The sequence below is a fragment of the Corynebacterium sp. HMSC034A01 genome, assembly GCF_001838175.1.
Lineage (GTDB): Bacteria > Actinomycetota > Actinomycetes > Mycobacteriales > Mycobacteriaceae > Corynebacterium.
This window is the reverse complement of sequence record NZ_KV835978.1, coordinates 57,392-83,816: the sequence shown is the minus strand read 5'-3', so window position 1 is coordinate 83,816 and position 26,425 is coordinate 57,392. Positions and strand designations below refer to the sequence as shown.

The following is a 26,425-nucleotide window of genomic DNA, read 5'->3' as shown; positions in this document are numbered from 1 at the left end:
TGGCGTGATGAACGCGCCGATCCTCAGCCGCTTCCACCCGCAGGTGGCCCAATGGTTCGGGGACGTCTTCGCCGCGCCGACCGCGGTGCAGGAACAGGCGTGGCGCGCGATCTCCGACGGCGAAAACGCGCTGGTGGTCGCACCCACGGGCTCTGGTAAGACGCTCGCGGCGTTTCTGTGGTCGCTGAACTCCTTGGTGGAGCGCGCCGGGCAGCAAGCCTTGCCTATCGACGGAGCTTCCGCCTCCACCCACGGCGGCGTGTGTGTCCTCTACATCTCGCCCCTGAAGGCGCTGGGCGTGGACGTGGAGAACAACCTGCGGGCGCCGCTGGCCGGCATCGCGCGGGTGGCGCAGAAGCTGGGTCGCGACATGCCGGACATCTCGGTCGGGGTGCGCTCCGGCGACACCCCGCAGTCCGAGCGCAACCGGCAGGTGCGCAAGCCCCCGGACATCCTGATCACCACGCCAGAGTCGCTGTATCTCATGCTCACCTCGAAGGCGGCGGGCATCTTGCAGACGGTGGACACGGTGATCGTGGACGAGATCCACGCCCTGGCCGGCACGAAGCGCGGCGTGCACCTGTCGCTCTCACTGGAGCGGCTGCGGCGGCTGGCGGGGGACTTCCAGCGCATCGGCCTATCCGCCACGGTGCGCCCGATCGAGGCGGTGGCCAACTTTTTGGGGCCCAAGACCACCATCATCAACCCGCCCGCGGAGAAGCGCTGGCATCTCGACGTGCGGGTGCCAGTGGACGACATGTCCGACCTGCCCGTGCCCGAGGACGCCTCCACCATCGGGGACGCGGTCTTCGACGACGCGCTGGACGAAGCTGAGCCTGCAGCGCCGCCGGGCGCCGTGAACTCCATCTGGCCCCACATCGAGCGTGCGGTGTACGACGAGGTGATGGCGCACCGCTCCACCATCGTGTTCGTGAACTCGCGCCGCACCGCCGAGCGGCTGACCAGCCAGCTCAACGAGCTCTGGGCCAAGGAGCACGACCCGGAGGCGCTCGCTGCGCTGACGCGGCGCCCGCCGGCGCAGCTGATGAAGTCGGTGGACACCGCCGGCCACGCCGCGAACGTGATCGCCCGCGCCCACCACGGCAGCGTGAGCAAGGACGAGCGCGCCCAGACCGAAACCATGCTCAAGGAGGGCACCCTGCGCGCGGTGGTGTCCACCTCCTCGCTGGAGCTGGGCATCGACATGGGCGCGGTGGACCTGGTCATCCAGGTGGAGTCGCCACCCTCGGTCGCCTCCGGGCTGCAGCGCGTGGGCCGCGCCGGGCACACCGTCGGCGCGGTCTCCGAGGGCACCTTCTACCCGAAGCACCGCTCCGACCTGGTGCAAACCGCGGTGACGGTGCCGCGGATGCGCGAGGGGCTCATCGAGGAGCTGCACACCCCGCGCAGCCCCTTGGACGTACTGGCGCAGCAGACCGTGGCGGCGGTGGCGGTGGAGGACCTGGATGTCGACGAGTGGTACGACACGGTGCGCCGCGCCTGGCCCTACAGGGACCTGGCGCGCGAGGTGTTCGACTCGGTGATCGACCTGGTCATCGGCATCTACCCGTCCACGGATTTCGCCGAGTTGCGGCCTCGCGCAATTTTGGAGGGCACCACCCTCAAGGCCCGCCCCGGCGCCCAGCGGGTCGCGGTGGCCAACGCCGGCACCATCCCGGACCGCGGGATGTTCGGCGTGTTTTTGGTTGGCGCGGATGACAAGGCGCCCCGCCGCGTCGGCGAGTTGGACGAAGAAATGGTCTACGAGTCCCGCGTCGGCGACGTGTTCACCCTCGGCGCCTCCAGCTGGCGCGTCGAAAACATCACCCGCGACCAGGTCCAGGTCAGCCCCGCGCCGGGCCACACCGGCCGCCTGCCGTTCTGGACCGGCGACGGGCTGGGCCGACCCTATGAGCTGGGCAAGGCGCTGGGCGCGTTTCGTCGAGAAGCAAAAGGCTCCTTGGATGCGAGCCTGGACGAGCGCGCCCGGGCCAACCTGCTGCAATACCTCGACGAGCAGGAGGAGGCCACCGGCATCCTGCCGGACGAGACGACGCTGGTGCTCGAGCGCTTCACCGACGAACTGGGGGACTGGCGCGTGGTGCTGCACACCCCCTTTGGCAAGGGAGTCAACGCCGCGTGGGCCCTGGCGACCGGCTGGCGGGTCGCGCAGGAAACCGGGATGGACGCCCAGGCGGTGGCGGGCGACGACGGCATCGTGCTGCGCTTGCCGCAAGGCGAAAAAGAGCCGGACGGGGCGATCTTCCAATTCGACGCCGACGAGATCGCCGACATCGTCACCGAACAGGTGGGAAACTCCGCCCTGTTCGCCTCCCGGTTCCGCGAGTGCGCCGCCCGTGCCCTGCTGCTGCCGCGCCGCAACCCCGGCAAGCGCGCGCCGCTGTGGCAGCAGCGCCAGAGGGCCGAGCAGTTGCTGGATGTGGCCCGCAACTATCCGTCGTTTCCCATCATCTTGGAGACGGTGCGCGAGTGCCTCCAGGACGTCTATGACCTCCCGGCGTTGCAGGAGGTCATGCGGGATGTGAACACGCGCCGGGTGCGCATCGCCGAGGTGACCACGGACCAGCCCAGCCCCTTCGCGTCCTCGCTGCTGTTCAACTACACCGGCGCGTTCATGTACGAGGGCGACACCCCGCTGGCGGAGAAGCGCGCGGCGGCGCTCTCGCTGGACCCGTCGCTGTTGGCCAAGCTGCTCGGCACCGTTGAGCTGCGGGAACTGTTGGACGGCGACATCATCGCGGAGGTGGACGCCTCGCTTCGCCGGCTCGGGCGCGCTTCGACGAGCGAGCAGTTCGCCGACACCCTTCGCATCGTGGGGCCCGTGCCTATCGACGAGCTCCGCCTCCACACCGAAGTTCCCCTCGAGTCCTTGGAGCAGGCCCTGGGGACGCGGATGATGCGGGTGCGCATCGGCGGCCGCGAGCACGTCGCCCAAGTGCTGGACGCGCCCCTGCTTCGCGACGGCCTCGGCGTGCCCGTCCCGCCCGGCGTCGCCGCCCAGGTGCAGACCATCCCCGACGCGCTGGCGCAGCTGGTGGGCCGCTGGGTGCGCACCCGAGGGCCCTTTACGCTGCGCGACTTGGCCGACGCCTTCGGCCTGGCGGTCGGCGCGGCGCATTCGGCGCTGCAGCCGCTGGTGGACAAGGACAAGGTCATCCCGGGGCGCTACCGGCAGGGCGTTGACGAGGAGGAGTACGTCGCGGCCGAGGTGCTGCGCATCATCCGGTCCCGCTCGCTGGCGGCGGCGCGGGCCCAGACCCGGCCGGTGTCGCAGTCTGCTTATGGACGTTTCTTGCCGGCGTGGTCGAACGTCGCCCCGGTGGGGGTGACCCCGGCGCTGCGCGGGGCGGACGGGGTCTACTCGGTGCTGGAGCAGCTCGCAGGGGTGCGACTGCCCGCCAGCGCGTGGGAGTCCCACATCCTGCCGGCCCGGGTGGGGGACTACTCGCCGGTGATGCTCGACGAGCTCACCGCCTCCGGCGAGATCACCATCGTCGGCGCGGGCAAGGCGGGGGCGCGCGACCCGTGGATCATGCTGCTGCCCGCAGACTACGCCACCCAGCTCGCCCCGCAGGTGGACGAGCCGCTGCTGTCGCTTACCCAGTCCCAGGTGATGGAGAAGGTGCGCCGCGGCGGCGGGTTCCTGTTCACGGACCTGCTCGAGCCGACCACCACGACCGAGGAGCTGCGCGAGGCCATGTGGGACCTGGTCGAGGCCGGGTTTTTGGCCCCCGACTCGTTCGCGCCGATCCGGGCGCGGCTCGCCGGCGGCAAGACGGCGCACAGGGCGAGACGGAGGCCGTCGAGAAGCAGGGTGCGCTCGGGGCGGACATCGTTCGCGGCGAGTGTGCCGCCGGACATGGTGGGGCGGTGGTCGCTGACGCCCATGCCTGACGACGACGCGACGCGCCGGTCGGTGGCTTTGGGCGAGTCGCTTTTAGACCGCTACGGGGTGGTCACCCGCGGCTCCGTGGTCGCCGAGGACATCCTCGGCGGGTTCGCGCTCGCGTACAAGACCCTGTCCGGGTTCGAGGCGTCCGGCAAGGCGATGCGCGGCTACCTGGTGGAGGGGCTCGGTGCCTCGCAGTTTTCCACCCCGGCGACGATCGACCGGCTGCGCGTCCACCAGGACTCCGACGACGTGGTCGGCTGGCCCTCCGGTGCCCGGGAGCCGCACGTGCACGTGCTGGCCGCGACCGACCCGGCGAACCCGTACGGGGCGGCGCTGCCGTGGCCGGCGCAGGGGCCGACCCGCTCGGCGGGCGCGATGGTGGTGCTTGTCGATGGGCTCTTGGCCGCCCACGTCACCCGCGGCGGCAAGACCATGACCACCTTCTTCGACACCTTCCCGGAAGGGATCGGCGACCCGATGCCGCTGGTTGTCGGCGCCCTTACCGCCGCGGTCCGGGCCGGCCGGATGCAGCCGCTGGCCGTGGAGAAGCTCAACGGCGGGCCGGCCTATTCGCTGAAGGAGTACGGGGCGACGGCGACCCACAAGGGCGCGAAGATCGGCGGGCGTGCCTCGGCACCCCCGAAGCGGCGCGGCAGAAGTGTCGCGGAGGCGCTGGGCGAGCTCGAAGGCAGCGAAGGGCCCGCCGAAGGCCTCAGCTTCGACGATTAAGTCGGCGATTAATTCACGGTGCGGCGCATGCCTTTTAGGGCCGCATCGGCATGCGGTGACCAGGTCGATTGGGCCGGTGGTTTGGCTGATTCGCATGGGCAGCATGACCCGCGCGCCCCGATGGCGGAGGCGGTGGGGAGGTGGGCCAGTGCGTTTCCGCAGGTGGCGGCGTCGACGTTGAGGCCCGTTTCGCCTTGATCCGGTTCACCGCCGAGTGCATCGCGGGGTCCGTGGTGTTGGTGTGGCGGGTGCCGTCGGCCTTCACCAGCACGGCGCCACCGGTGTCGGGGTCGTAGTCCATGTACCCCTTGTTAAACGAGCCGTCCCGGTGGTCGTTGTTGCACCTGTGGTGGGTGGGGCACAGGCCGGTGAGGTTCTCGATGTCGGTTGCCCCGTAGCGGAGCCAGGAAATGATGTGGTGGGCCTCGCACTCGCTCATGGAGGTCGTGCAGCCGGCCCAGGAGCACACCCCTTGCACCGCGAACATGGCGATGCGCTGGCCGACCGACGCAAGCCTCCGCGACCGGCCCAGGTGCAGCGGCACCCCGGAAAGCCCGTCGACGGTGAGCAGGAAATCACTCGTGCCGTCCATGCCCAGCCGAACCAGGTCGAAGGCGTCGAGCTCCACACCGACGTTGGTTTGGAACAAGGTGTTGGCGTCGGCCTCGGCGAGGTCGTCGAGCGTGATGGACACCACCACCGACGCGGCGCCGCCGTTCGCGGCCTGCTGGCCCTCCTCGTACTGGCGCAGGATGGACATGTACTGGTCGTAGCGGCGCTGGCCCTTGGTGCGCGGGTCCCGGTCGCCCTGGAGCTCCTCCGGGATGTTGGAGTTCGGCGACAACCCCTTGTCGGTGAGTGCCTTGTAGAGCGCGTAATCTGCGCGGGTCATCGACAGCGTCACGTCGAAGGTGCCGTCGGTGTTCTCCCTGCCCAGCGAGGCGTCGCGCTTTTCAAAACCCGCGTTCGGGTTTGCCTTCACGAAGGGCTTGTTCGCGTCGGCGACCAGCCGCTTCACAAACAGGCGCAGGCCCTTCTCGTCGCGGTACTTGGCCTGTTCCATCGCGCGGGCGTAGATGCGCATCCGCTCGCCCTCGGCGGCCTTGAGCAGCTTGTCCAGCTCGCGGCGGATGATGTCCTGCTTGGCGGCCGGGACCTCGTCGGCACGCTTGCGTGCCTCTTCCTGGTCCTTGCGGCGGCGCTCCGCTTCCTCCTCGGCGGCCTTGCGCGCGGCCTCCTCAGTGGCGGAGCGGTCCTCCTCCGAGCCGTCATCCTCAAAGAGGTCACCCAAATCAGGCTCAGGCGGGGGCGGAGCGTCGAACAGCGCCTTCGCCCGCGCGATGCGGTTGTACGCCTCGCCGCGCGAGATGCCGAGCTTTTCGGTCAGGTACGCGTCCGGGTGGTTCGCGCCGACCAGCTTGCCGGCGTCCGCCAGCACGCACGCCTGCGCGAAGGCGGCGTCGACGTACGCTTTCCTATCCATCGCGCGTTCGAGGCGCGCGATGTCGCGGGTGATGGTGGCGAGGGGGAGGGCCGAAGGATCGTCCAGAAGCTGGCGCAGCTGCGACAGGCCGTCGGCGACCTGGTCCACGAGCTCGGCGATTGCGTTCATGACACCTTCCTTTCCGCAACATTTCGCGGGTGTTGGGTGTCAATGTAACAGTGCGTCCGACACGCCAATCTAAAATTAGAACACGAGTTCTAAACTAGCTGCTTGACCAGGTGATTCGCTGCCACAAGGCCAAGTCGCGGATTGGCTTCGCGCACATCTTTCACGGCGCGCACAAACTGCTCCTTGGGTCCGTGCCGGTCTCTGCGAGCACCCCGCGCGCCCACTCCACTGCGGCGTCCATGTCAGGGAAGAACCCCACCAGCGACTCTTCCGGCGTCGGGCCAGTGTTGACAGCGTTGAAGATCTTGCGCAGAAATTGGAACATAGACGGCATTATGCCCGAAGGTGATTCCGTCTATCAGCTGTCAAAGCGCCTGCAGTGGATGCAAAACCGCGAAGTGACAGCCACCAGCATTCGCGTCCCGCGCTACGCCACCGTCGATTTCACGGGCATGACCTGCGAGCGCGTCTGGCCGCACGGCAAGCACCTGTTCATGCAGTTCGCCAAAGACGGCTACCAGCCGCAAATCCTGCACACCCACCTGAAAATGGAGGGCACGTGGGCCATGCACCGCGCCGGCACCAGGTGGAAAAAGCCCGCTCACGCCGCCCGCGTGGTGCTTTCGCTTCACGACGAACCAAAGGCCGACATCGAACTCGTCGGTTTTTGGCTCGGGCTGGTCCGCGTCTTCCCAGCTAGGGAATACCACCAGGAGATGGGGTACCTCGGCCCGGACCTGCTGGACCCGGACTTCGACATCGACGAGGCAGTCAGACGCATCGAAGCCGAGCCCGACCGCGAGATCGGCCGCGCCCTGCTGGACCAGCGCAAGCTCGCCGGCATCGGCAACGAGTACCGCGCGGAAATCAACTTCCTGGCTGGTACTCATCCAGCGGAATTGGTGCGAGACGTGGACGTCGAGAAGCATGTGCGCCTCGCGCGCAGACTGATGTGGGCGAATAAAGACGCCCCCGTCCGCGTGACCACGGGGATCAAGCGGGCGGGGGAGACGAGCTACGTGTTCGGCCGCAACAACAAGCCGTGCAGGCGGTGCGGCACGCTGATTACCAAGGGCTTCCTCGGCGGAGAGGGCGACCTGGAGCGGGTTATTTGGTGGTGCCCGCAGTGCCAGCCTGAGCCTTGATATATTCCGAGGTGAGACAAGGGGGAATAATTGTGGGCTTTGAGACTGAAAGTGAGTGAAGAAGATGAAGCACTTCCTCATCGTGTTTAACCGGAAAACTGGCGAGCGTGACATCACGGAATACGAGGATTCTCGTGAAGCGATTGTGCAGCGTCTCGCTGAAGAACAATCCAACGACAACCCTGACGTTGAGATTGTGGTGATCGGGTCGCCTTCGCTTGAGGATTTGAAGGTCACGCACTCCAGGTATTTCCGGGCTGAGGAGCTCCCGGACTTCGCTGAGTACTGGACGAAACGCGAGAGGGTTTCCTAAAACTAAAAAGCGGCCGCCACATCTGTGGCAGGCCGCTTTGAACCGCAAAATTCTTAGGCTGACTTCTCCGCGTTTTTGTCCCGCACCGCACGGCGGATAAAGAACACCAGAAAGCCCAGGATGATCAGCAGCAGCACAACGTAGATCACGTTGGAGTAGGTGTCGGCGTACTCGGTGGCCTTCTCCCAGTTGTCGCCGAGGACGAAGCCCAGGTAGATCAGGATGGCGTTCCAGATGCCGGAGCCGAGGGTGGTCCACAGGCCGAAGGTGACCAGGTTCATCTTGCCCAGGCCGGCGGGGATGGAGATCAACGATCGTACGCCGGGGATGAGGCGGCCGAAGAACACGCTCGGCTTGCCGTACTTGGTGAAGAAGTTCATCGCGGCGTCCACATCGGAGGCGCGCACGAGCCACATCCAGTCGGCGATCTTGCGCAGCCGCTCCAGGCCGAGCCACACGCCGACGCCGTAGAGCACGTATGCGCCGATGACGGAGCCCAGCACGGACCAGATGAACACGTTGACCATGTTCAGCGACCCTTGCGCGACGGTGAAGCCGGCGAGCGGCAGCACCACCTCGGACGGGATGGGCGGAAAGAGGTTCTCCAAGAGGATCGCGATGCCGACGCCGGGTGCGCCGAGGGTCTCCATGAGACCCACAATCCAGTCGATGATGCTCTGCATTGGGCCTATCTTGCCCTACTCAACCTCGAGCGTCCAAGTATGCACCGGCGCGTCTGCCTGGGAATTTTTCATGTACTGGCGTAACACTCGGGCGAGTCCGTCGGCACGCTCCGTGGTCAGGGCCTTCGACCCGCCGGCCACGCGCTCGAGCGCGGCGAGCTGCCACGTCGCGCCGTTTTGCCGCGCCCGCACGCGCCCCTCGATCACGCCGAGGTACTCTTCGGCGCAGGCCTCGTCCACATCCAGCGTGCGCAGGCCCTCGTGCGCGAGCTCGAGCAAATGCTTCTCGACGAGCTCCGCCACCGCCACCGTCCCCAGCGTTGGCCACTTGAGCTCAGCGTGAATGCCGTCTTTCGCCCCGGCCAGGAAGTTGTCGTTGGCATCTTCGAAGCTCAGGCGCGACCACACCGGCCGGGTCTGGTCGCCGAGCGCCTTGACCAGCCCGTAGTAGAACGCCGCGTCCGCCACGATGTCCTTCACGGTGGGCCCTGCGGGCAGCAGGCGGTTTTCCACGCGGATGTGGCTGAGCTCGCCGGCTGGGTCGTAGATGGCGCGGTTCCAACGCCAGATGGTGCCGTTGTGCAGGTTGAGGTAGTGCAGGCCGGGGTTGTCGCCGTTCATGAACGGCGCGCCGGCTGCCATGCGGCCTTCGGGCAGCAGGGGAGAGAAGTAGCGCACGTTTTCCTCGAACAGGTCGAACACGCTGGTGATCCACCGTTCGCCGAACCACACGCGCGGGCGCACGCCCTGGTTGATCAGCTCCTTGGTGCGGGTGTCGATGGCCTGCTTGAACACCGGGATGCGCGACTCGTGCCACACCTTGTGCCCCATAAACAGTGGGGAGTTGGCGGACAGCGCCACCTGCACGCCCGCGATGGCCTGGGAGGCGTTCCACGCGTCCGCGAACCGGTTCGGCGCCACCTGCAGGTGCAGCTGCATGGAGGTGCAGGTGGATTCAGGCGCGATGGTTTCGAAGTAGTGGGTGTACTTTTCGTCGCGGCGCAGGTCGATCTTCACCAGCTCGCCGCGCGATTCGAGGATGGAGTTGTTCAGCCCGGCGTAGCGGTTTTCCTGGGTCATCCATTCGTCGCTGTCCAGGAACTGCGAGGTCATCGTCGGCAAGGTGCCAATCATCGCTAGGTGGGAGCCGGACTTCTCTGCGGCGTCGCGTACGGTGGCAAGCCGCTCTTTCACGCCCTCGGCCAACCGCGCCAGCCCGTCACCTTCGATACCCAGCGGCGGGTGGTTCATCTCCACGTTGTAGGCGCCGATCTCGGACTGGTACTCGTCGCCAAGTATCTCCAGCACCGCCTGGTTATTGGGATGCGGCTGCATATCGCTGTCCACCAGGTTGAGCTCGAGCTCTAAGCCGATCGTGCCGTGGTCCACAAAATCCGCGCCCTGGAGGTGGCGGTCGAAGCGCTCCAGCTCGTCTTCGAGCCGGCGCCGGTAGGTGGTGCGCTGGCGCGGAGTGTAGGTCTCCGAGGAAACTGCGTCGCCCATTAGCGGTGCTCCCTGTACCAGGTGATCAGGCTGTCGGTGGAAGAGTCGCCGGTGTTCGGCGCCTCCTCACCAGCGACGGCGGCGGCGAGGTCGTTCGCCTGCGCCTTGCCCAGCTCCACGCCCCACTGGTCGAAGGCGTTGATGCCCCAGATCGCGGCTTCGACGAACACGATGTGCTCGTACAGCGCAATAAGTGCGCCCAGGCTGAACGGGGAGAGCTCCTCCGCCAAGATGGTGGTGGTGGGGCGGTTGCCCGGCATCACCTTGTGCGGGGCGAGCGAGTGCGGCACGCCCTCCGCCTCGATCTCTTGCTGGGTTTTGCCGAATGCCATGACCTTTGTCTGCGCGAAGAAGTTGCCCATGAGCAGGTCGTGCATGGAACCCTCGCCGGTGGCGGTGGGCAGATCCGCCCGGGGCTTGGCAAAGCCGATGAAGTCCGCCGGCACGAGCGTGGTGCCCTGGTGCATCAGCTGGAAAAATGCGTGCTGGCCGTTGGTGCCCGGCTCACCGAAGTAGATCTCGCCGGTGTCGTAGTCAACGCTTGCGCCGTCGATACGCGTGTGCTTGCCGTTGGACTCCATGGTCAGCTGCTGCAGGTACGCGGGGAAGCGGGCGAGGTCCTGCGAGTACGGCAGGACCGCGTGTGTTTGCGCCTTGTGGAAGTTGCGGTACCAAATGTTCAAAAGCCCCATCAGCACGGGCACGTTCTCCTCGAACGGAGTGAGACGGAAGTGCTGGTCCATGGCGTGGAAGCCGTCGAGCATGCGCATGAAATCCTCCGGGCCGATCACGGCCATGAGGCTGAGCCCGATCGCGGAATCCATGGAGTAGCGCCCGCCTACCCAGTCCCAGAACGGAAACATGTTCGCGGTGTCGATGCCGAACTCGGACACCTTCTCCTCGTTGGTGGACACGGCCACGAAGTGCTTCGCAATCGCAGACTCGTCGCCGTCGAACTGCTCGAGCAGCCAGCGCTTCGCGGCGTGCGCGTTCGCCAGCGTCTCCTGGGTGGTGAACGTCTTGGACGCGACGATAAACAGCGTTTCTTCGGCATTAACCTCTCCCAGCACGCGCGTCATATCCGCCGGATCCACGTTGGAGACGAACTCGGCGGTAATGCCAGCGGTGGCGTAGGTGCGCAGCGCCTGTGCGGCCATGGCGGGGCCCAGATCCGAGCCGCCGATGCCGATGTTGACCACCTTGGAAATCGTCTTACCGGTGTGGCCCACCCACTCGCCGCTGCGCAGTTTCGTTGCGAACTCGCGCATCTGCTTCAGCACCGCGTGCACGTCTGCGGTGACGTTCTGGCCGTCGACCTCCAGCCCAGCGTCCTCGGGTGCACGCAGCGCTGTGTGCAGCACCGCGCGGTCCTCGGTGGTGTTGATGCGCTTGCCGCTGAACATCGCTTCGATGCGGTCCTTCAGGCCTGCCTCGTCTGCCAAGGTGAGCAATTGCTTTGCGACGTCTCCGTCTACCAAGTTCTTGGAAAGATCCACGCGAATCCCGGCCGCGTCGAACGTGTAGCGCTGCGCGCGCTCGGCATCCGCCCGGAACAGATCCCGCAGGGTGGTGCGGGACTTTTCCGCGTGGAGTTTCTCCAGCTTGCCCCAGCTTTCGGTGGACGTGATGTCGTGCATGTCAGCCTCCCAAGTGGCAGTCCAGTTCGCGGTTGGGTTGTCCTTGATCAACGGTAGCCAAAACGCGCAGCGTGCGTCCGCGGAGCGGGGGAGTGTGGATAATGGCGCCCATGGCAATTGTGAAAATCAACGCCCTACCCCAAAACGGGGCAAACACGCAGCTCACCCCACATCAGGCACAACCTCCAACACCGGCAATCCCGCAATAATCCCGCATCCCAGCATGCACACGATCCAAAGCCCCCTCAATCACATGCGTGTAGGTGGCCAGCATCGTCTGCACCGAATGCCCCAGCACCGCAGCCGCATCCTGCACCGCCACAGGAACCGGCAAGGCCGATGATGATCAGGAGGCCGAGTGCTGCTGCTCCCCACCTCATGCAGCCACCCTTCTTTTTCTATTCGGTCTGTGCCGGGGCGACCGGCTGCTGCGCGCGCTGCTGAGGTGCAGCGTAGAGGTTCTGGGGCTGCTGGTTGTCGGAACCGGGGAACGCGTTTCTCATGCCTAGGATTAGGCCCACGGTGGTGTGGACGGGGGACAATGACAGCCAGCCTGTGGGGCTGGCGGGGGTTTATTGTCTCATGGACACTGAGATGGTGCTGCGATTACGCTGGAGTTTTGGTCTGATGCATGGCGCGCCAGGTGCGGATCATGTGGACGGTGACGCAGAGCTCGGATGTGAAGCGAGCGGGGGCGCCGTAGGTGCGCTCGGCCAGGGTGTACTCGACAGGGGAGATAAGTGCCCGAGCGGTGAAGCGGTCTGCACGCGCTTCGTAGCGCGGCTGGTGGCCGGGGGTCTCCGTGCGCGGCGTGCCCAAGCTCATGTACAAGCACGCGCAGTGTAGTGACAGCATCCATGCTAACCTGCACAGTGGTTGCGTTCTGCCCCGGTATCCACGAGACTTCCGGCTCGCCACGATGCCACCGGATTTGGTAGACCCGGCCCTCAGCAGATTGTATCGAGCTTCGATCATTAATGTCCGTACGTTGTTAAAAGTCAACTCTCGGGATATGCTGAACGTGAAATCGGCGATAAGTCCCCCAGGGGGCGGACTTCTCACCCTGATAGGTGAGATAGCCGGTTTCAGTGCGTCTACGGTCGGCCCCAAGGGGTGAATAGGCTGGCCAAGTTAGGCTTTATGCAGGGGTCGAACCAAGTACATTTCTTCCCCTCTAAGTGTCTTTGCACGGCCCAAAGACCATAATCAGCGACCTGTAGGCCCCAAGATGAAGGCGCGGTCCAAACGCAGAGAGTGATATTCCTGTCTATTTGCTCGCACACCTCGTGTACTGCTTCGTAAGCAGTTTTCCGAACCCTTTTAGTGCCGAACTCTGCCACGATTACGAACAGCTCATCATCAGGTTCGGAGCCCCGCAGGGCTATTTCTTTCAGGTGTAGGTACCAGGCCATTTTGTATAAGCGCATTGGGCCGGCGCTTTTAACGTTGGGGTACGCGTTGGCTTTGTAGAGGAATGTTGTGTCGAAGCGTGGCTGTTGCCGCCTGATTTCGGCGAACATGTCGCTTCTAGTTCTATTTGAGTCGTCGCAGGCGTGAAAACCTTTTGTGAGCTTCACTTCTTCCTGGGCGAGTTGTGCTCTTAGGTGGAGTCCTCCAAGGAGGTCCTCGCCGTGGTTTTCTGTTGTGAAGGTAGCTGTGCCGAATCCGAAGTAGGTTGAGGCTCCGCCTCCGTTGGGGTTGGGAGAGCCTGTGTAGTCGAGGTTTCCAGTTTCGTCTGCGTAGAGGTAGATGCGTTTAGTCAATGGGGTATTCACCTCGTTTCTCTCGCTCCTCTTGCTCGTTGATGGAGGAGTCGGCAGCGTGTGGCTGCGACCAGTCGAAATCTTTGACTGTGCCATCGTAGGAACCCGCGTCGACACGACCGCCCTTGTCCGAACGATTCGCGACGAGCTCGTCGTTTTCCGCAGGGAGCCCCTTCACTCGCTCGAGCTCGCGGTGCATCTCGCTTGCGATTGTGCCCATCTCGGCGCCGTGTAACTGAACAGTCTTCAACGCGTGTCGCAGCTCAGCATCGACGGTGCCCCTTCCTCTGCCGGCTTCTTCCGGGGTGATGAATTCCGCGGCCACGAGTGCCTCTAGGACGCAGCCGTTGTAGGTGCGAGCGATCTTGACTACGGAATCCGGGTCAGCGCGGGCGCCGCGCTTCCACCGTGTGAAGTTTGACGCGCTGATTTCAGCTTTTCGTGCGGCGACGGTTGGGGTGTCGTTTCCCATCAGCTTGCTGAGGTATTGCCACCAGTTTGTTTCTTCCATGCCAATAACCCTAGTTGCATACCTGCAAATCTGCAATGCATTGCAGCAAAACAAAACTAACTTGCGGATAGGAAAATTATGCGCATTGTGAGTTGCGACGCGGCAAAGTTGGATTTCAGCAGTGGAATTACGGCAGATGGGGGAGGTTAAATGGCCACCATTCACAGAACCCGCGTCCGCCACGAATAGGTAGACCAGCAACTCAGAGAGCTAGGGACCGTGCTCCGCCTAGCTGAAAAGCTTGGGGTCACACCATCCACAGCCAGCCGATGGATCGAACCGGGCAAGGAGGCGACAGGCCGCTACATCGGCGCAGTATTGAAAATTTTTCCTGTCACCTTCGATGACGTATTCGCATCCGTGCGAGAAGAAGCGATCTCGGAGCGTGTCCGATTCCGCACCCGCTCGAGCGGACGGACCCACCACTCGCCCCGAACGGGGAGGCGTGGCAGTCGCTTATCGAGTCCCCACCGAGGGCACGGAGCCCGCCGACATAGCTGCTACTAGAGACGCCAGGTTTCTAGTGTGGCCTGCGCAAACATGTTTACTTGAAACGGTTTCGAGTAAACGTACGCGCACCCTGGCAGTCGCCCCTCATGGAAGCGTCCCACTGTCGGGCACTGACCCCATCTTGGCTATGCGCCAGTGTTGGGGGCTTTTTGTGTTTGTGGGCTCCGCGATCCCGCAGATAATTCCGCATCCACCCCCGGCCTTGCCGGCTTAGCCGGTCAACCCGTCCACGCCGGACAAAAGAACATGCAGGTCAACCCTACGGACCAGGTCACGTACACTGGGCGCCCATGGCAATTGTGAAAATCAACGCGATCACTGTCCCCGAAGGCGCCGGCGAGGAGCTGGAGCGCCGGTTCGCCGCCCGCAAGCACTCCATCGACGGCCACCCCGGCTTCGAGGGCTTCCAGCTGCTGCGCCCGGTCAAGGGCGAGGACCGTTACTTCGTGGTCACCCGCTGGGCGGACGAGGAGTCCTACACGGCCTGGTGGGAGGGCGTGGGCCGCGCCGGGCACGGGCAGTCGGACCGCTCCGGCGAGGGAACCGAGGCGGACAAGCCCCGCAAGCCGGTCTCCCAGTCCGCGGACCTACTGGAGTTCGAGGTCGTGCTCGACTCGCTCGAGCAGGACTAGCGCAGCAGGACTAACCCAGCTTGCCGCGGCCGAGACGCAGCAGGATCTGCGCCAGGCCGGGGCCTTCCTCGCCCAGCTCGTCGCGGAACTGGTTGATAATGGCCACCTCGCGCGTATGAACAAGGCGGGTGCCGCCGGAGCCCATGCGGGTTTTGCCGATGGCGCTGGAGATCTCGCTGCGGCGTTTCACCGCGTCGAGGATCACGCGGTCGAGCCGGTCGATCTCTTTGCGGTACGCCTGAATCTCCGCGTCCGAGAGTGGGTCGTCTGTGCCGGAAGGCATGCGGATTTCAAGCTCGCTCATGGCTGACCATTATGCCAGTTCGAACACCCGCGCGGGTCGTGTCGGAGGCGTTAGTACAGTTACGGCCATGACTGATCTGACCCTGGGTTTGAATCCGCAGCAGCAGGCCGCCGTCATCCATGAGGGCAGTCCGCTGCTCATCGTTGCGGGCGCGGGTTCCGGCAAGACAGCGGTGCTCACCCGCCGTATTGCCTACCTGCTGCACAACCGCGGTGTGGCGCCGTGGCAGATCTTGGCCATCACCTTCACCAACAAGGCGGCCGCGGAGATGAAGGAGCGCGTGGGCCAGCTGGTAGGCCCTGAGGCGGAGCGGATGTGGGTGGCCACGTTCCACTCCGTGTGCGTGCGCATCCTGCGCCAGCAGGCCCAGCTGGTGCCGAGGCTGAACACCAACTTCACCATCTACGACTCGGATGATTCGCGCCGCCTTTTGGGCATGATTGCCAAGGACTTCAACCTGGATCTGAAGAAGCTCACGCCGCGCACCCTGGCCAACGGGATCTCGAACCTGAAAAACGAGCTGATCGGCCCCGAGGAGGCGCTCGCGAATTCGGAGCGCACCCACAACCCGTTTGAGACCACTGTGGCCAAGGTGTACGTGGAGTATCAGCGCCGCCTGCGCCAGTCCAACGCCTTGGATTTCGACGACCTCATCGGTGAGGTCGTGCGCATCTTCAAAGAACATCCTCAGGTCACGGACTATTACCGCCGCCGTTTCCGTCATGTTCTGGTGGACGAGTACCAGGACACCAACCACGCCCAGTACGAGCTCATCCACACCCTCGTCGGCGACGGGCCGGACGCGCCGGAGCTTGCGGTGGTGGGCGATTCGGACCAGTCCATTTACGCCTTCCGCGGCGCGACCATCCGCAACATCGAGGAGTTCGAGCGCGACTACCCGAGCGCCACCACGATCTTGCTGGAGCAGAATTACCGCTCCACGCAGAACATCCTGGGCGCGGCGAACGCGGTGATCGCGCAGAACGAGGGCCGCCGCCCGAAGAAGTTGTGGACGGACCAGGGCTCCGGCGAGAAGATCATCGGCTACGTCGCGGATAACGAGCACGACGAGGCGCGCTTCATCGCCTCCGAGATTGACACCCTGGCAGACAGGGGAGTGCCGTACTCGGACATGGCGGTGATGTACCGCACCAACAACGCCTCGCGTGCGCTCGAGGACATCTTCATCCGCTCCGGCATCCCGTACAAGGTCGTCGGCGGCACGCGCTTCTACGAACGCCGCGAGATCCGCGACATCGTCGCCTACCTGAAGGTCCTGGAGAACCCGGACGACACGGTGAGCATGCGCCGCATCGTCAACGTGCCCAAGCGCGGCATCGGCGACAAGGCGCAGGCGATGGTGGCGCTGCACGCGGAGAACAACAACCAGAGCTTTGGGCGGTCGCTTGTCGACGCCACCTCCGGCAACGTCGACATGCTGGCCAAAGCCGCCACCAACTCGATCACACGCTTTGTGGAGATGATCCGCCAGATCCGCGACGACATGCCGGCGATGCGCAACGAAGTCACGGGCATGCCGGACCTGGGCGCGCTGATCACCCGCGTGTTGGACGACACGGGCTACCGCGCAGAGCTGGAGGCGTCGAACGATCCGCAGGACGGCGCGCGCTTGGACAACCTCAACGAGCTGGTCTCTGTGGCCCGCGAGTTTTCCTCGGAGGCCGCCAACCAGGTGGCGTACATGACGGACGCGGAGCTCAACGAGGTGATGCAGGAAGGCGAGCCCGCGCCGGGATCCCTGCAGGCGTTTTTGGAGAAGGTCTCCCTGGTGGCGGACGCGGACCAGCTGCCGGAGCACGAGCAAGGCGTGGTCACGCTGATGACGTTGCACACGGCGAAGGGCCTCGAGTTTCCGGTGGTGTTCGTCACCGGCTGGGAGGACGGGCAGTTCCCGCACCTGCGCGCGTTGGGGGATCCAGCGGAGCTTGCCGAGGAGCGCCGCTTGGCGTACGTGGGTATCACCCGCGCCAAGGAGCAGCTCTACCTCACCCGCGCGATTCTGCGCGCTTCCTGGGGCTCTCCGGTGACCAACCCCGCCAGCCGCTTCCTCGCAGAGGTCCCGGAGGACCTCATCGACTGGCGCAGGTTGGAGCCGGAGCGCTCATTCAGTTCTGACGCGTGGGGTGCTCCCACTCGTTCCCGTCCTCCTGCCCGCTCTCGCCGGGGCGGGTCCGGTGCCAAAGTGCACAAGAACCTCAACCTGGCGGTGGGCGACCGGGTCAACCACGCCAAGTACGGGCTCGGCACTGTGATGGCAGTTGAGGGATCCGGTGTGCGCGAGACGGTGACGATTGACTTCGGCTCCTCGGGCACCGTCCGCCTGATGACGATTGGCGGCGTGCCCATGGAGAAGCTCTAGATCTTGATGCCCTGCGCGGCGAACCACGGAACCGGGTCCACCTGGTTGACGCCGTCCGGCTTGATCTCGAAGTGGAGGTGCGGGCCGGTGGACTGGCCCTCGTTGCCGATGGAGGCGATCTTCTGTCCGGCGGAGACGCGCTGGCCCACGGAGACGTCGTAGTGGCGCATGTGGCCGTACACAGACACCTCGCCGCCGTCGTGCTTGATCACGACCCAGTTGCCGAAGCCGCGCGCCGGGCCCGCGGAGACGACGGTGCCGTCCATGACGGAGTAGATCGGGGTGCCCAAGTCGTTGGCGATGTCGATGCCCTGGTGCACGGTGCCCCAGCGCGGACCGAAGCCAGACGTGAAGCGGCCGGATGCCGGCGTGACTACGGTGCGGCCGTCAGCGGTGCGGCCGCGTTGCGGAGCCACCCAGTCACTGCCCTTCGCTGGAGCGAACGCGGCGGCGAGCGGGGCCTCGAGCGCGCGCGGGTCGTAGACGATCTTGTAGTCGCCCGCGGTAATCGTCGCGCCGCTTTCCTTGATGGCCCCAGCGGCCTTGGCCACTGCGCCCAGGGCCTGGCCCGCGTCGGAGACGGTTGCGCCACCCACAGTGACGGTCAGGGCGGTAGCAGGCGCGGGCGCAAGGGTGAGCGCCATTGCTGCTGCGGCCGAGACGGCTGCGATGCTCGAAGTGAGACGTCGGTTCATGTTTGGGGGATACCTTTTCTAACTCTGTAGAGGGCTAGGCGCGGTCTCGGCCACGCACACAGGCAGAGAATCTAACCGGCGAAATGGGCCCTGGCAATGCTGTGACGTGCACGTTTGTTCGAATTTTGGGCATAACTTAGGAGTCCGTCCAGCTCACCCGGCGTGTTGCTGATGTGAAAATTGTTGCGCATGGTATTAGAGGTCGGGGGTAGAGCGTTTACCCCCGTCAAAGAGGCTGCGCGCGTCAACTGCGCAAAAACGGGGCCTCACGCGCGTCGAGTAGCGCGAAAGGCCCCGTTGAAGAGGGCTGGAAGAGTTAGAGGCTGATGCCTCGGGCTGCGAGCCACGGAGCCGGATCGGACGGGTTGGCGCCGTCCGGCCAGATCTCAAAGTGGAGGTGGGAGCCGGTGGAGAAGCCCTCGCTGCCCATGCCGGCGATGAGCTGACCGGGCTGCACAACCTCGCCGACGGCGACGTAGAGGGACTGCATGTGGCCGTAAACGGAGATGGAGCCGTCCTCGTGGCGGATACGGATCCAGTTGCCGAAGCCCTGCGCCGGGCCGGAGTCGATCACGGTGCCGGCAGCAACTGCGCGGATCGGGGTGCCCGGGGTGTTGGCGATGTCGATGCCGTTGTGCATCGAGCCCCAGCGCATGCCGAAGCCCGAGGTGAAGGCACCCTCGGCCGGCTTAGTAAACAGCGGCGCGCGGGCGGCTTCGTCCAGGCGGGCAACCTCGTCGGAGTGCTGGATAGCCTTGTCCAGCTGTTCGGTGAGGTTCTCCACCGGCTTGTACTCGGCGATAGAGAGGATCTGCGGGGTCTCCTCGGCGGAAACCTCGTCCACGCCCGGATCGGTGCTCTGCAGCTCGTCGGCGTCTGCGGCGAGCTTGATGTTCTGTCCCTGCTCGGCGTCCTGGTTGCTGGTGAGGGCACCGGCGACCAGGCCGGAGAAACCAGCGGTGGACACAGCGCCAGTGGCTGCTGCGACGACGGCAACGCGCCCCTTGTTGGGGGACTGCTTGCGGTGCTTGCCGCCCTGCTTCTTGGAGTTGAACATGAGCCCTCTTTGAGATCTTCCGTTGGCCGTAGGTCCCGCTGCTCACAGTGGGATCGTGACCTTCCTGTTATCTACGAGAGGCTACTGTAACGAATTGGTTTCGTCGGAGCAAGATAGAAACTGAAATTATTCTTAGATCGCGCTTATTTGGGGCAACGTTACACCCCCGCTTGTTCGGAGATGTGGGCCACGCCGTCGGGCGGTGACGGCCACTCGTAGCATTGTGCCAGGTAGAGAGGTGCTGCAGTGGGCCGTGTGGGTGTCACTGTGGTGGGGCTTGCGGCTGGGGTGGCAGAGTAGGGTGCGATGAGCACCACACCCAATCAGAGGCCGCGCCAGTCGGACGCGCGCCGTCATCGTCGAAAAGGCGCATCCACGCGAAAGATCACGGGCATCAAACGCCCGGCTGCGAACGACAAGGTGCCCGCCACCGCAAAAGAGCGGGTGCGCCACTACTTGCCGTACGCGCTCGTGCCAAACCTGGCGCTGGTGCTTGGGCTTGTGGCGCTGTGCTTCGCCGTCATTCTCATCGCTGGCTGGAGCCTGACGTACTTCCCCGGCGCAGTCGGTGAGGCATGGTTCGCGCTCCACGGCGTGCCTTTGCTTATCGACGGCGTCTCGCTCACCGCAATGCCCCTCCTGCCCGCAGTAGGGGTGGCCGCGGTGGTGGCGGTCCAGGTGCGCAAGGCTACAGCTGGCCGCGTCAGCGTGCTGGACTTGTTGACCCTGCTGGGACTCGCGCTCGGCCTGCCGCTACTGGTCAGCGCCATCGCGCTGTTCATGGTGTTTGACGCGTCGCACGTGTACTCGGTTGGGATGCCGCCCGTCGTCGCGGCGTTCGTCTATCCGCTGATCGTGCACCTGGTGGGCTTCGTCATCGGTGTGCGGTGTGTGGTGTGGCACGCGTTGGCGAAGCGCAGCGGCATTCCCACCCTGGCTGTGGACGCTGGAGCAAACGGGGCGAATCTCATCCTCCGCCTGCTCGCCGCGGCCGCGACGGTATTCCTCATCGCCCTCGCATTCGGTTATAGCCGGGTCGGCGAGCTGCTTTCGCAGTTCCCGCAACTCGGCGTCGGGGGCGCAGTCGCGTTGGTGGTGCTCAGTCTGTTGTATCTGCCCAACGCTGCGGTCGCGCAGCTCGCGGTGCTGCTCGGCGGCAGCTTCGAAGCCGCCGGCGCGGATGTGAGCTTGTTCGCCAACTCCAATGTGGCGTATCCGCCCCTGCCGCTGTTCGCGGCGATCCCGGCGGAGATGCCGCAATGGGCCCCAGTGCTGTTGGTGGTGCCGGCGGCGGTGCTGGCGCATGCGTTCGTCGTCAAGCCTTTGACCCTCGAAAGCGTCGCCGCGACCGCGACGTGGGCCGCGCTGTTGGGGGCGCTGCTGGGCATCTTCTCGGCCGGCGGCGCCGGTGCGTACGGACTTGTCGGCACGGATCCGTTCGCGTTCGCGTTATCCCTGTTCCTCTGGATTGCACTGACGGGCGCTCTCGTGCGCGCAGTGGCACTGGTGAGGCAACGCACATCCGCGCGCAGCGGTAGTTAGACTGGGCACTGTGAGTGACTCTGCGAAATCGGTGGCCGTCCTCGCGTCGGGCACCGGCACCCTGCTGAAAGCGATCATCGATAACCAGGAGAACCGCTACCGCGTCGACCTCGTGGTGGCGGATCAAATTTGTCCGGCTCTGCAACGCGCCAAAAACGCCGGCATCCGCACTGCCGTGGTGCCGATGGAGACAAACCGCAACGCCTGGAACGACAAGATGGTGGCTGCTGTGGCCTCCGTCGAACCGGACTTGGTTGTCTCTGCGGGATTCATGCGGCTGCTCGGCCCGGCGTTCGTGCAGGAATTTGAGGGGCGCATTATTAACGCCCACCCGTCCCTGTTGCCGTCGTTCCCGGGCGCGCACGCGGTGCGTGATGCGCTGGAGCACGGCGTGAAGGTCACCGGCTGCACCGTGCACTACGTCGACGCCGGGCTGGACAGCGGCGAGATCATCGCGCAGCGCGCCGTAGAGGTGCAGGCGGGGGACACGGAGACAGAGCTCCACGAGCGCATTAAGAAGGTGGAACGCGAGCAGATTGTCCATCTGCTGCACAACGCCGAAATCGTCAACGGAAAGGCTGTGTTCAATGTCTAAGCGGGAAATTAAGCGTGCGCTTATCAGCGTCTACGACAAGACCGGATTGGAGGAGCTGGCTCGTGCGCTCGGCCAGGCGGGTGTGGAGATCGTGTCCACCGGCTCCACCGCACAGCGCATCGCTGACGCGGGCGTGGCTGTGACCGAGGTCGCGGACGTGACCGGTTTTCCCGAGGTGCTCGATGGCCGCGTGAAGACGCTGCACCCGCGCGTGCACTCCGGCATCCTCGCGGACCTGCGCAAGGACAGCCACGTGGACCAGCTTCAAGAGCTGGGCATCGAGCCGTTCGACCTCGTCGTGGTCAACCTCTACCCGTTCGAGGAGACCGTCGCGTCCGGCGCCACCTTCGACGAGTGCGTCGAGCAGATCGACATCGGTGGGCCGTCCATGGTCCGCGCCGCGGCGAAGAACCACCCGTCGGTCGCCGTCGTCACCTCGCCTGCGCGTTACGGCGAGGTCGTCGAGGCGGTCAAGGGCGGCGGCTTCGATCTTGAGCAGCGCAAGCAGCTTGCGCTCGAGGCGTTCACGCACACTGCGCTTTACGACGCCGCGGTCTCCTCCTGGCTGTCCAACCAGTTGGGCGCGGACGCCTCCGGCGCCGGCGAAAGCGCCACCCCCTTGCGTTACGGCGAGAACCCGCACCAGGCCGCACGCCTGGAAAACGAGGGCTGGGGCCTGGCCGCCGCCACCCAGCACGGTGGCAAAGAGATGAGCTACAACAACTACCAGGACGCCGACGCCGCGTGGCGCGCCGCCTGGGACCACGAGCGCCCGTGCGTGGCGATCATCAAGCACGCCAACCCGTGCGGCGTGGCCGTGTCCGACACCTCGATCGCGGATGCGCACAAGAAGGCGCATGCCTGCGACCCGGTGTCCGCGTACGGCGGCGTGATCGCCTGTAACCGCGAGGTCACCCTGGAGCTGGCGGAGCAGATCAAGCCGATCTTCACCGAGGTCGTCATCGCGCCCTCCTACGCCGCGGACGCGCTCGAGCTGCTGCAGACGAAGAAGAACCTGCGCATTCTCGAGGTCGAGCCGAAGCAGCAGGACGAAGAGCGCAAGCAGATCGCCGGCGGCTGGCTCGTGCAGGAGCGCGACCGTTTCCAGGCCGAGGGCGACACCGCCGCCAACTGGACCCTGGCCGCAGGTGAGGCGGCGGACGAGCAGACCCTTGCGGACCTCGAATTCGCGTGGCGCGCAGTGCGCTGCGTGAAGTCGAATGCGATCCTGATCGCGGCCGAGGGGGCGTCGGTAGGCATTGGCATGGGCCAGGTCAACCGTGTGGATTCCGCGAAGCTCGCGGTGGACCGCGCCAACACCCTCGACGAGGGGCGAAACCGCACCAACGGCGCCGTGGCCGCATCTGACGCGTTCTTCCCGTTCGCGGACGGTTTCCAGCTGTTGGCTGACTCCGGTGTGAAGGCCGTGGTGCAGCCCGGCGGCTCCATCCGCGACGAGGAGGTCATCGCTGCCGCTGAGGCCGCTGGCGTGACCATGTACCTGACCGGCACCCGCCACTTCGCCCACTAGAAAGACCGTTTCCCGTGCCCTCCAAAGTTGCAGCCTTGGCCCTGACCGCGGGCCTGGCGTTTCCCATGTCGTCGGTGCCGACGTACACGGCGATCGACCAGATTCCCGTGATCGGCCAGCCGATCGTGCAGGCCTACAACCAGCTGCCGCCGCAGGTGAAAAACGCCATCCGCCTGCCGCTGCCGCTGACCACTCCGAAGCCCGGTAAGGCGCAACACGTCGCACCTGCCGTGGACGTCCAGGCGCAGCTGGACCGCCTCGTGGCGGACGTGGTGGGGCGCCACGGCGGCCGAGCCACCGTGGCGGTGGGCGGCTTCACCGCGGGCGACAACCGGCCGGAGCCTGCGTTTTCCACGATGAAGGTGCCGCTGGCCATCGCCGCGCTGCGCCAGAGCCAGGCGTTCTACCCTGACGCCGAGGCCGCGGTGACCCGCTCCGACAACCCCGCCGCGCACCGCATGTTCGGCCAGGTGCCGGCCGCTGGCTACGAGGGTGTGATCCGCGAAGCTGGCGCGCGCACGACCACCCCGGCCGGCTACCAGATGGGCACGCTGTGGACCACCAGCGACCAGGCCGAGTTCGCCTCCGGCCTGCGCTGCGTTGCGGGCCACGAGCCGGTGCTGGACATGATGGGACGCGTCGTGGACTACCAGCACTGGGGCCTGGGGCGCATCGGCGGTGCCCGATACAAGGGCGGCTGGAACAACCACGAGGGCGGGCACCTGGCCCGGCAGTTCGGCCTGATCCCGGGCCCGAACGGCGACATCGCCGTGGCAATCACCGCCCACAGCCCGAAGGGCTACGAGGGTAGCTTCGCCATGCTGGACGAGCTCGCAAACGGGCTGAACGCCATGCGCGGCGACCTGCCCACGTCGCGCTGTTAGGGGCACGCCATGACCGGTCAAGGCTCCAGCAAATGGTCACCGGAGCAGCCGCACTTCACGGATCCGGACGTAGGACACACACAGCAGTTCAGCGCGGTGCCACAGCAGCAGTACGGCCAGCCCAACGAGTACCAGACGAGCTACCAGCCGCCTGAGCCAGTGGAAGAGCGCGGCGGGCCGAGCCCGTGGCTCTACGTGCTCGCGGCGCTACTGCTTGCCGCACTTGTCGGTGTGCTCGCCTTCATGGGCGGTTCCGGCGCGTTCAACCGCTCTAGCGAGCCGGTGACCAGCACAGTGGTTGAGACTCGTACGCTGCCCAGATCGGAGGCTCCCGAACAGCGGCCCGCCGAGCCGTCGAAGCGCACGTACTCGCAGTACGCCCCGGATACGGGGGTGACCACCGCAGGCTTTGCCGCCAACGTGTACGAGGCGTTCCAGGGTACCTACGCCCGCACCGGCACGCCAGACTTCACGGTGTCCGTGTATAGCCCGGCCACCGAAATCACCTACCGCATGACCTGCTCTGGCGGGGAGACGGTGTACTGCACTGGCGGAGACAACGCCCGGGTCAAGATTTGGTAGCTCGCTGGCGCTTGGGGCTCGCCGCAGTCGGCGCACCGTTGTTGTCCGCCTGCTCGGGCGGCCAGGAAGCCGTGACCGTTACTTCCGTGGTCACCTCTGAGGTCACGGAGGCGCCGGCCTCCGTCCCCGATGCGCAATTGCTTCTCGACGCCACGGTCGCGCACGTCGAGTCCATCTACGGCGGCCAGCTGGGTATCGCCACGGTAGGGAATGAGGGACCGGTAGCGGACGGATTCACCGCCCCGAGCCCCGCCTGGTCCACTATCAAGGTGCCAATCGCCGTAGCCGCCATGCGCGCTTTTCCCGGACTCGAGGAAGACGCCCGCGCCGCGGTGAGCGCGTCGGACAACGCGGCGGCGCAACGCCTCTACGACGCCGTCGGAGCAGAGGCCGTCGACGGGGTGCTTTCCCAGGTCGGACTTGCCACGGGATTGAACACGGAACCGCTCCGGCCCGAGTTTTCCACCTACGGACAAACCCAGCTCAGCGTGGCCGACGAAGCCGTGCTCGCAGGCCAGGTCGCCTGCGTGGACGGTGCTGGCCCCGTGCTTGCGCTCATGGGCCAGCTCGACCCTTCGCAGGCGTACGGACTGGGGACTATCGGGGCGCTGTTCAAGGGAGGTTGGGGGCCGGACACCACGGGGGCCTACCAAGTACGGCAGTTCGGACTCGTCCCGCGCGGCGACGGCACGTGGGCGCCGGTCGCGATTACGGCCTTGCCCGCGGACGGGACCTACGAGACGGGCCAGGCCATGCTGAGCGCTGCCGTGGAAACACTCGCCGCCGATCCCATGCAGTTGCCGGTTGCGGCCTGCCAGCCCTAGTCCTGCTCGTTCTTGCGGGAGACCAAGTCCACCAGCTCGAGCATGCGCTCCGTGCGGCGGTCCGGCAGGTCCGTGTGGAGGACGTCCAGCACGGCGTCGGCGATGGTGACGGCGGGGGCGGGCAGGGCGTCGTCGACAAGCGGGTAGGGCGCGGTGCCGGTGTTGTCGCGCATCTCGATGGCCGCGAGCGTCATGTGGAATGGAAGGTCGATGCGCGGGTCGTCCTCGCCGACGATCTGCCCCGACAGCTTGCGGAAGATCCCCTCCAGCTCCTGTCGTGCCTCGTGGTACTCGGTGAACTCCTCGGACAACAGCACCGGCAGCTGATAAAGCCTGCCGATGTTCCAATTCGAGGACAGCAGGATGCGCGACTCCGCGGCAACCAGCGCCCACAGCTTCACCGCCGCCGACTCGTCGGTCTTGGCCAGGTCCGACGCGAGCGCCAGGGCCGGCTGGATCGTGCCCATCAGCAGCGTGAGGAAGATGTCGCGCTTGGAAGGGAAGTGGTAGTACAGCGAGGCCTGGCGCATGCCCACCGCGTCCGCGATGTCATGGGTGGAGGTGGTGGCGAAACCTTTGCGGGTGAACAGTTCGGAGGCGGCGTCGAGGATCTCCTCGCGCGCGGTGGCGCCTCTGCGGCGGGGGCTTTGCTTGCGTGGCCGTCCGACCGGTTTCGCCATGCCTTGCGTCCTTTCCAGGGAGCTCTCTGTGTACGGTTGCGCGGGATAACTATAGACGAAAAGCACCCGCTCTCGACCCTCCGGGGAGGGGAGTGCGGGTGCTTCTTTTGAGCCGAAGACTCTACGCTGTCATCGTCAACCGGCTAATTAGCGGGTGGTGAACGGCAGAAGAGCCATCTCGCGCGCGTTCTTCACAGCGGTAGCGACCTGGCGCTGCTGCTGCGGGGTCAGGCCCGTGACGCGGCGGGAACGGATCTTGTGGCGGTCGGAGATGAACAGACGCAGGGTCTCAACATCCTTGTAGTCGACCGATTCGATGCCCTTCGCCTTCAGCGGGTTCTTCTTCGGGCGGCGGGACTGCTCAATGCGCGGCTTACGCGAATTGTTGCGCTTCATAATG

24 protein-coding genes are annotated in these 26,425 nt (G+C 65.6%); 11 read left to right on the top strand and 13 right to left on the bottom strand.

Annotated features, from left to right (window positions below; all coding sequences use genetic code 11):
* The first annotated feature begins 7 nt into the window (after positions 1-7).
* Positions 8-4,642 carry an ATP-dependent helicase gene (locus HMPREF2791_RS10385; protein ID WP_070845243.1) on the top strand — a complete coding sequence of 1,545 codons (4,635 nt, stop codon included), beginning with the start codon at positions 8-10 and terminating at the stop codon, positions 4,640-4,642.
* A 34-nt stretch (positions 4,643-4,676) separates the two neighbouring features.
* On the opposite strand, the gene HMPREF2791_RS10380 is transcribed toward HMPREF2791_RS10385, so the two are convergent.
* Both HMPREF2791_RS10380 and HMPREF2791_RS12105 read right to left on the bottom strand, forming a co-directional pair.
* Positions 4,677-6,254 carry an HNH endonuclease signature motif containing protein gene (locus HMPREF2791_RS10380; RefSeq protein ID WP_070845242.1) on the bottom strand — a complete coding sequence of 526 codons (1,578 nt, stop codon included), beginning with the start codon at positions 6,252-6,254 and terminating at the stop codon, positions 4,677-4,679.
* A gap of 160 nt (positions 6,255-6,414) precedes the next feature.
* Positions 6,415-6,579 carry a hypothetical protein gene (locus tag HMPREF2791_RS12105; protein ID WP_168168304.1) on the bottom strand — a complete coding sequence of 55 codons (165 nt, stop codon included), beginning with the start codon at positions 6,577-6,579 and terminating at the stop codon, positions 6,415-6,417.
* Between the two features lie 10 nt (positions 6,580-6,589).
* Here HMPREF2791_RS12105 and HMPREF2791_RS10375 point away from each other — a divergent pair, with 10 nt between their 5' ends.
* Together HMPREF2791_RS10375 and HMPREF2791_RS10370 are read left to right on the top strand one after the other, a co-directional pair.
* On the top strand, positions 6,590-7,399 hold the full coding sequence (locus HMPREF2791_RS10375) for a DNA-formamidopyrimidine glycosylase family protein (RefSeq protein ID WP_070472926.1): 810 nt from the start codon (positions 6,590-6,592) through the stop codon (positions 7,397-7,399).
* Positions 7,400-7,454: 55 nt separating this feature from the next.
* On the top strand, positions 7,455-7,712 hold the full coding sequence (locus tag HMPREF2791_RS10370) for a hypothetical protein (RefSeq protein WP_083290128.1): 258 nt from the start codon (positions 7,455-7,457) through the stop codon (positions 7,710-7,712).
* A gap of 53 nt (positions 7,713-7,765) precedes the next feature.
* Here the strand turns inward: HMPREF2791_RS10370 and HMPREF2791_RS10365 are convergent, their stop codons facing one another.
* The 6 genes from HMPREF2791_RS10365 to HMPREF2791_RS10345 form a co-directional block, all read right to left on the bottom strand.
* The gene (locus tag HMPREF2791_RS10365) at positions 7,766-8,395 is read right to left on the bottom strand and encodes a DedA family protein (protein WP_070472924.1); all 630 of its coding nucleotides are present in this window, start codon (positions 8,393-8,395) and stop codon (positions 7,766-7,768) included.
* A 15-nt stretch (positions 8,396-8,410) separates the two neighbouring features.
* Complete coding sequence (locus HMPREF2791_RS10360) at positions 8,411-9,898, bottom strand: glutamate-cysteine ligase family protein (protein WP_070472921.1); 1,488 nt, start codon at positions 9,896-9,898, stop codon at positions 8,411-8,413.
* Positions 9,898-11,535 carry a glucose-6-phosphate isomerase gene (gene pgi, locus HMPREF2791_RS10355; protein WP_070473086.1) on the bottom strand — a complete coding sequence of 546 codons (1,638 nt, stop codon included), beginning with the start codon at positions 11,533-11,535 and terminating at the stop codon, positions 9,898-9,900. The genes HMPREF2791_RS10360 and pgi overlap by 1 nt, the downstream gene beginning before the upstream one ends.
* A 606-nt stretch (positions 11,536-12,141) precedes the next feature.
* On the bottom strand, positions 12,142-12,360 hold the full coding sequence (locus HMPREF2791_RS12310) for a hypothetical protein (protein WP_246825505.1): 219 nt from the start codon (positions 12,358-12,360) through the stop codon (positions 12,142-12,144).
* 269 nt (positions 12,361-12,629) lie between these two features.
* Positions 12,630-13,298 carry a DUF3800 domain-containing protein gene (locus HMPREF2791_RS11685; RefSeq protein WP_083327988.1) on the bottom strand — a complete coding sequence of 223 codons (669 nt, stop codon included), beginning with the start codon at positions 13,296-13,298 and terminating at the stop codon, positions 12,630-12,632.
* Positions 13,291-13,809, bottom strand: coding sequence for a hypothetical protein (locus HMPREF2791_RS10345; RefSeq protein WP_070472916.1), 519 nt, complete (start codon positions 13,807-13,809; stop codon positions 13,291-13,293). The genes HMPREF2791_RS11685 and HMPREF2791_RS10345 overlap by 8 nt, the downstream gene beginning before the upstream one ends.
* An 800-nt stretch (positions 13,810-14,609) precedes the next feature.
* Between HMPREF2791_RS10345 and HMPREF2791_RS10340 the strand changes: the two genes are divergently transcribed.
* Positions 14,610-14,951, top strand: coding sequence for an antibiotic biosynthesis monooxygenase family protein (locus tag HMPREF2791_RS10340; RefSeq protein WP_070472913.1), 342 nt, complete (start codon positions 14,610-14,612; stop codon positions 14,949-14,951).
* Between the two features lie 10 nt (positions 14,952-14,961).
* On the opposite strand, the gene HMPREF2791_RS10335 is transcribed toward HMPREF2791_RS10340, so the two are convergent.
* Positions 14,962-15,255, bottom strand: a complete 294-nt coding sequence (locus tag HMPREF2791_RS10335) for a chorismate mutase (protein WP_070472910.1) — start codon at positions 15,253-15,255, stop codon at positions 14,962-14,964.
* Between HMPREF2791_RS10335 and pcrA the strand changes: the two genes are divergently transcribed.
* Positions 15,194-17,635: a DNA helicase PcrA gene (gene pcrA / locus HMPREF2791_RS10330; RefSeq protein WP_371336012.1), complete on the top strand. Its 2,442-nt coding sequence runs from the start codon at positions 15,194-15,196 to the stop codon at positions 17,633-17,635. The two genes, HMPREF2791_RS10335 and pcrA, sit on opposite strands and share 62 nt — an antisense overlap.
* On the opposite strand, the gene HMPREF2791_RS10325 is transcribed toward pcrA, so the two are convergent.
* Positions 17,632-18,330 carry a M23 family metallopeptidase gene (locus HMPREF2791_RS10325; protein ID WP_070472904.1) on the bottom strand — a complete coding sequence of 233 codons (699 nt, stop codon included), beginning with the start codon at positions 18,328-18,330 and terminating at the stop codon, positions 17,632-17,634. The two genes, pcrA and HMPREF2791_RS10325, sit on opposite strands and share 4 nt — an antisense overlap.
* Before the next feature lie 316 nt (positions 18,331-18,646).
* A complete protein-coding gene (locus tag HMPREF2791_RS10320; protein ID WP_070472901.1) occupies positions 18,647-19,387 on the bottom strand; it encodes a M23 family metallopeptidase in 741 nt (246 codons plus the stop codon).
* 306 nt (positions 19,388-19,693) lie between these two features.
* On the opposite strand from HMPREF2791_RS10320, the gene HMPREF2791_RS10315 reads away from it, so the two are divergent.
* From HMPREF2791_RS10315 to HMPREF2791_RS10290, 6 genes are read left to right on the top strand one after another with little or no spacing between them, the layout of a single operon-like run.
* A complete protein-coding gene (locus tag HMPREF2791_RS10315) occupies positions 19,694-20,929 on the top strand; it encodes a cell division protein PerM (RefSeq protein WP_070845240.1) in 1,236 nt (411 codons plus the stop codon).
* Between the two features lie 10 nt (positions 20,930-20,939).
* Complete coding sequence (gene purN, locus HMPREF2791_RS10310; RefSeq protein ID WP_246825504.1) at positions 20,940-21,524, top strand: phosphoribosylglycinamide formyltransferase; 585 nt, start codon at positions 20,940-20,942, stop codon at positions 21,522-21,524.
* On the top strand, positions 21,517-23,055 hold the full coding sequence (gene purH / locus HMPREF2791_RS10305) for a bifunctional phosphoribosylaminoimidazolecarboxamide formyltransferase/IMP cyclohydrolase (RefSeq protein WP_070845238.1): 1,539 nt from the start codon (positions 21,517-21,519) through the stop codon (positions 23,053-23,055). The genes purN and purH overlap by 8 nt, the downstream gene beginning before the upstream one ends.
* Before the next feature lie 35 nt (positions 23,056-23,090).
* A complete protein-coding gene (locus HMPREF2791_RS10300) occupies positions 23,091-23,939 on the top strand; it encodes a serine hydrolase (RefSeq protein ID WP_083327986.1) in 849 nt (282 codons plus the stop codon).
* A gap of 9 nt (positions 23,940-23,948) precedes the next feature.
* Entirely contained in the window at positions 23,949-24,521 is a 573-nt protein-coding gene (locus tag HMPREF2791_RS10295) for a hypothetical protein (RefSeq protein ID WP_070845237.1), read from the top strand.
* 11 nt (positions 24,522-24,532) lie between these two features.
* Positions 24,533-25,345, top strand: a complete 813-nt coding sequence (locus tag HMPREF2791_RS10290; protein WP_083327985.1) for a hypothetical protein — start codon at positions 24,533-24,535, stop codon at positions 25,343-25,345.
* Here HMPREF2791_RS10290 and HMPREF2791_RS10285 read toward each other — a convergent pair.
* Positions 25,342-26,025: a TetR/AcrR family transcriptional regulator gene (locus HMPREF2791_RS10285; protein ID WP_070845236.1), complete on the bottom strand. Its 684-nt coding sequence runs from the start codon at positions 26,023-26,025 to the stop codon at positions 25,342-25,344. The two genes, HMPREF2791_RS10290 and HMPREF2791_RS10285, sit on opposite strands and share 4 nt — an antisense overlap.
* 147 nt (positions 26,026-26,172) lie before the next feature.
* A complete protein-coding gene (gene rpsR, locus HMPREF2791_RS10280) occupies positions 26,173-26,424 on the bottom strand; it encodes a 30S ribosomal protein S18 (protein WP_172796731.1) in 252 nt (83 codons plus the stop codon).
* Position 26,425 lies beyond the last annotated feature (1 nt).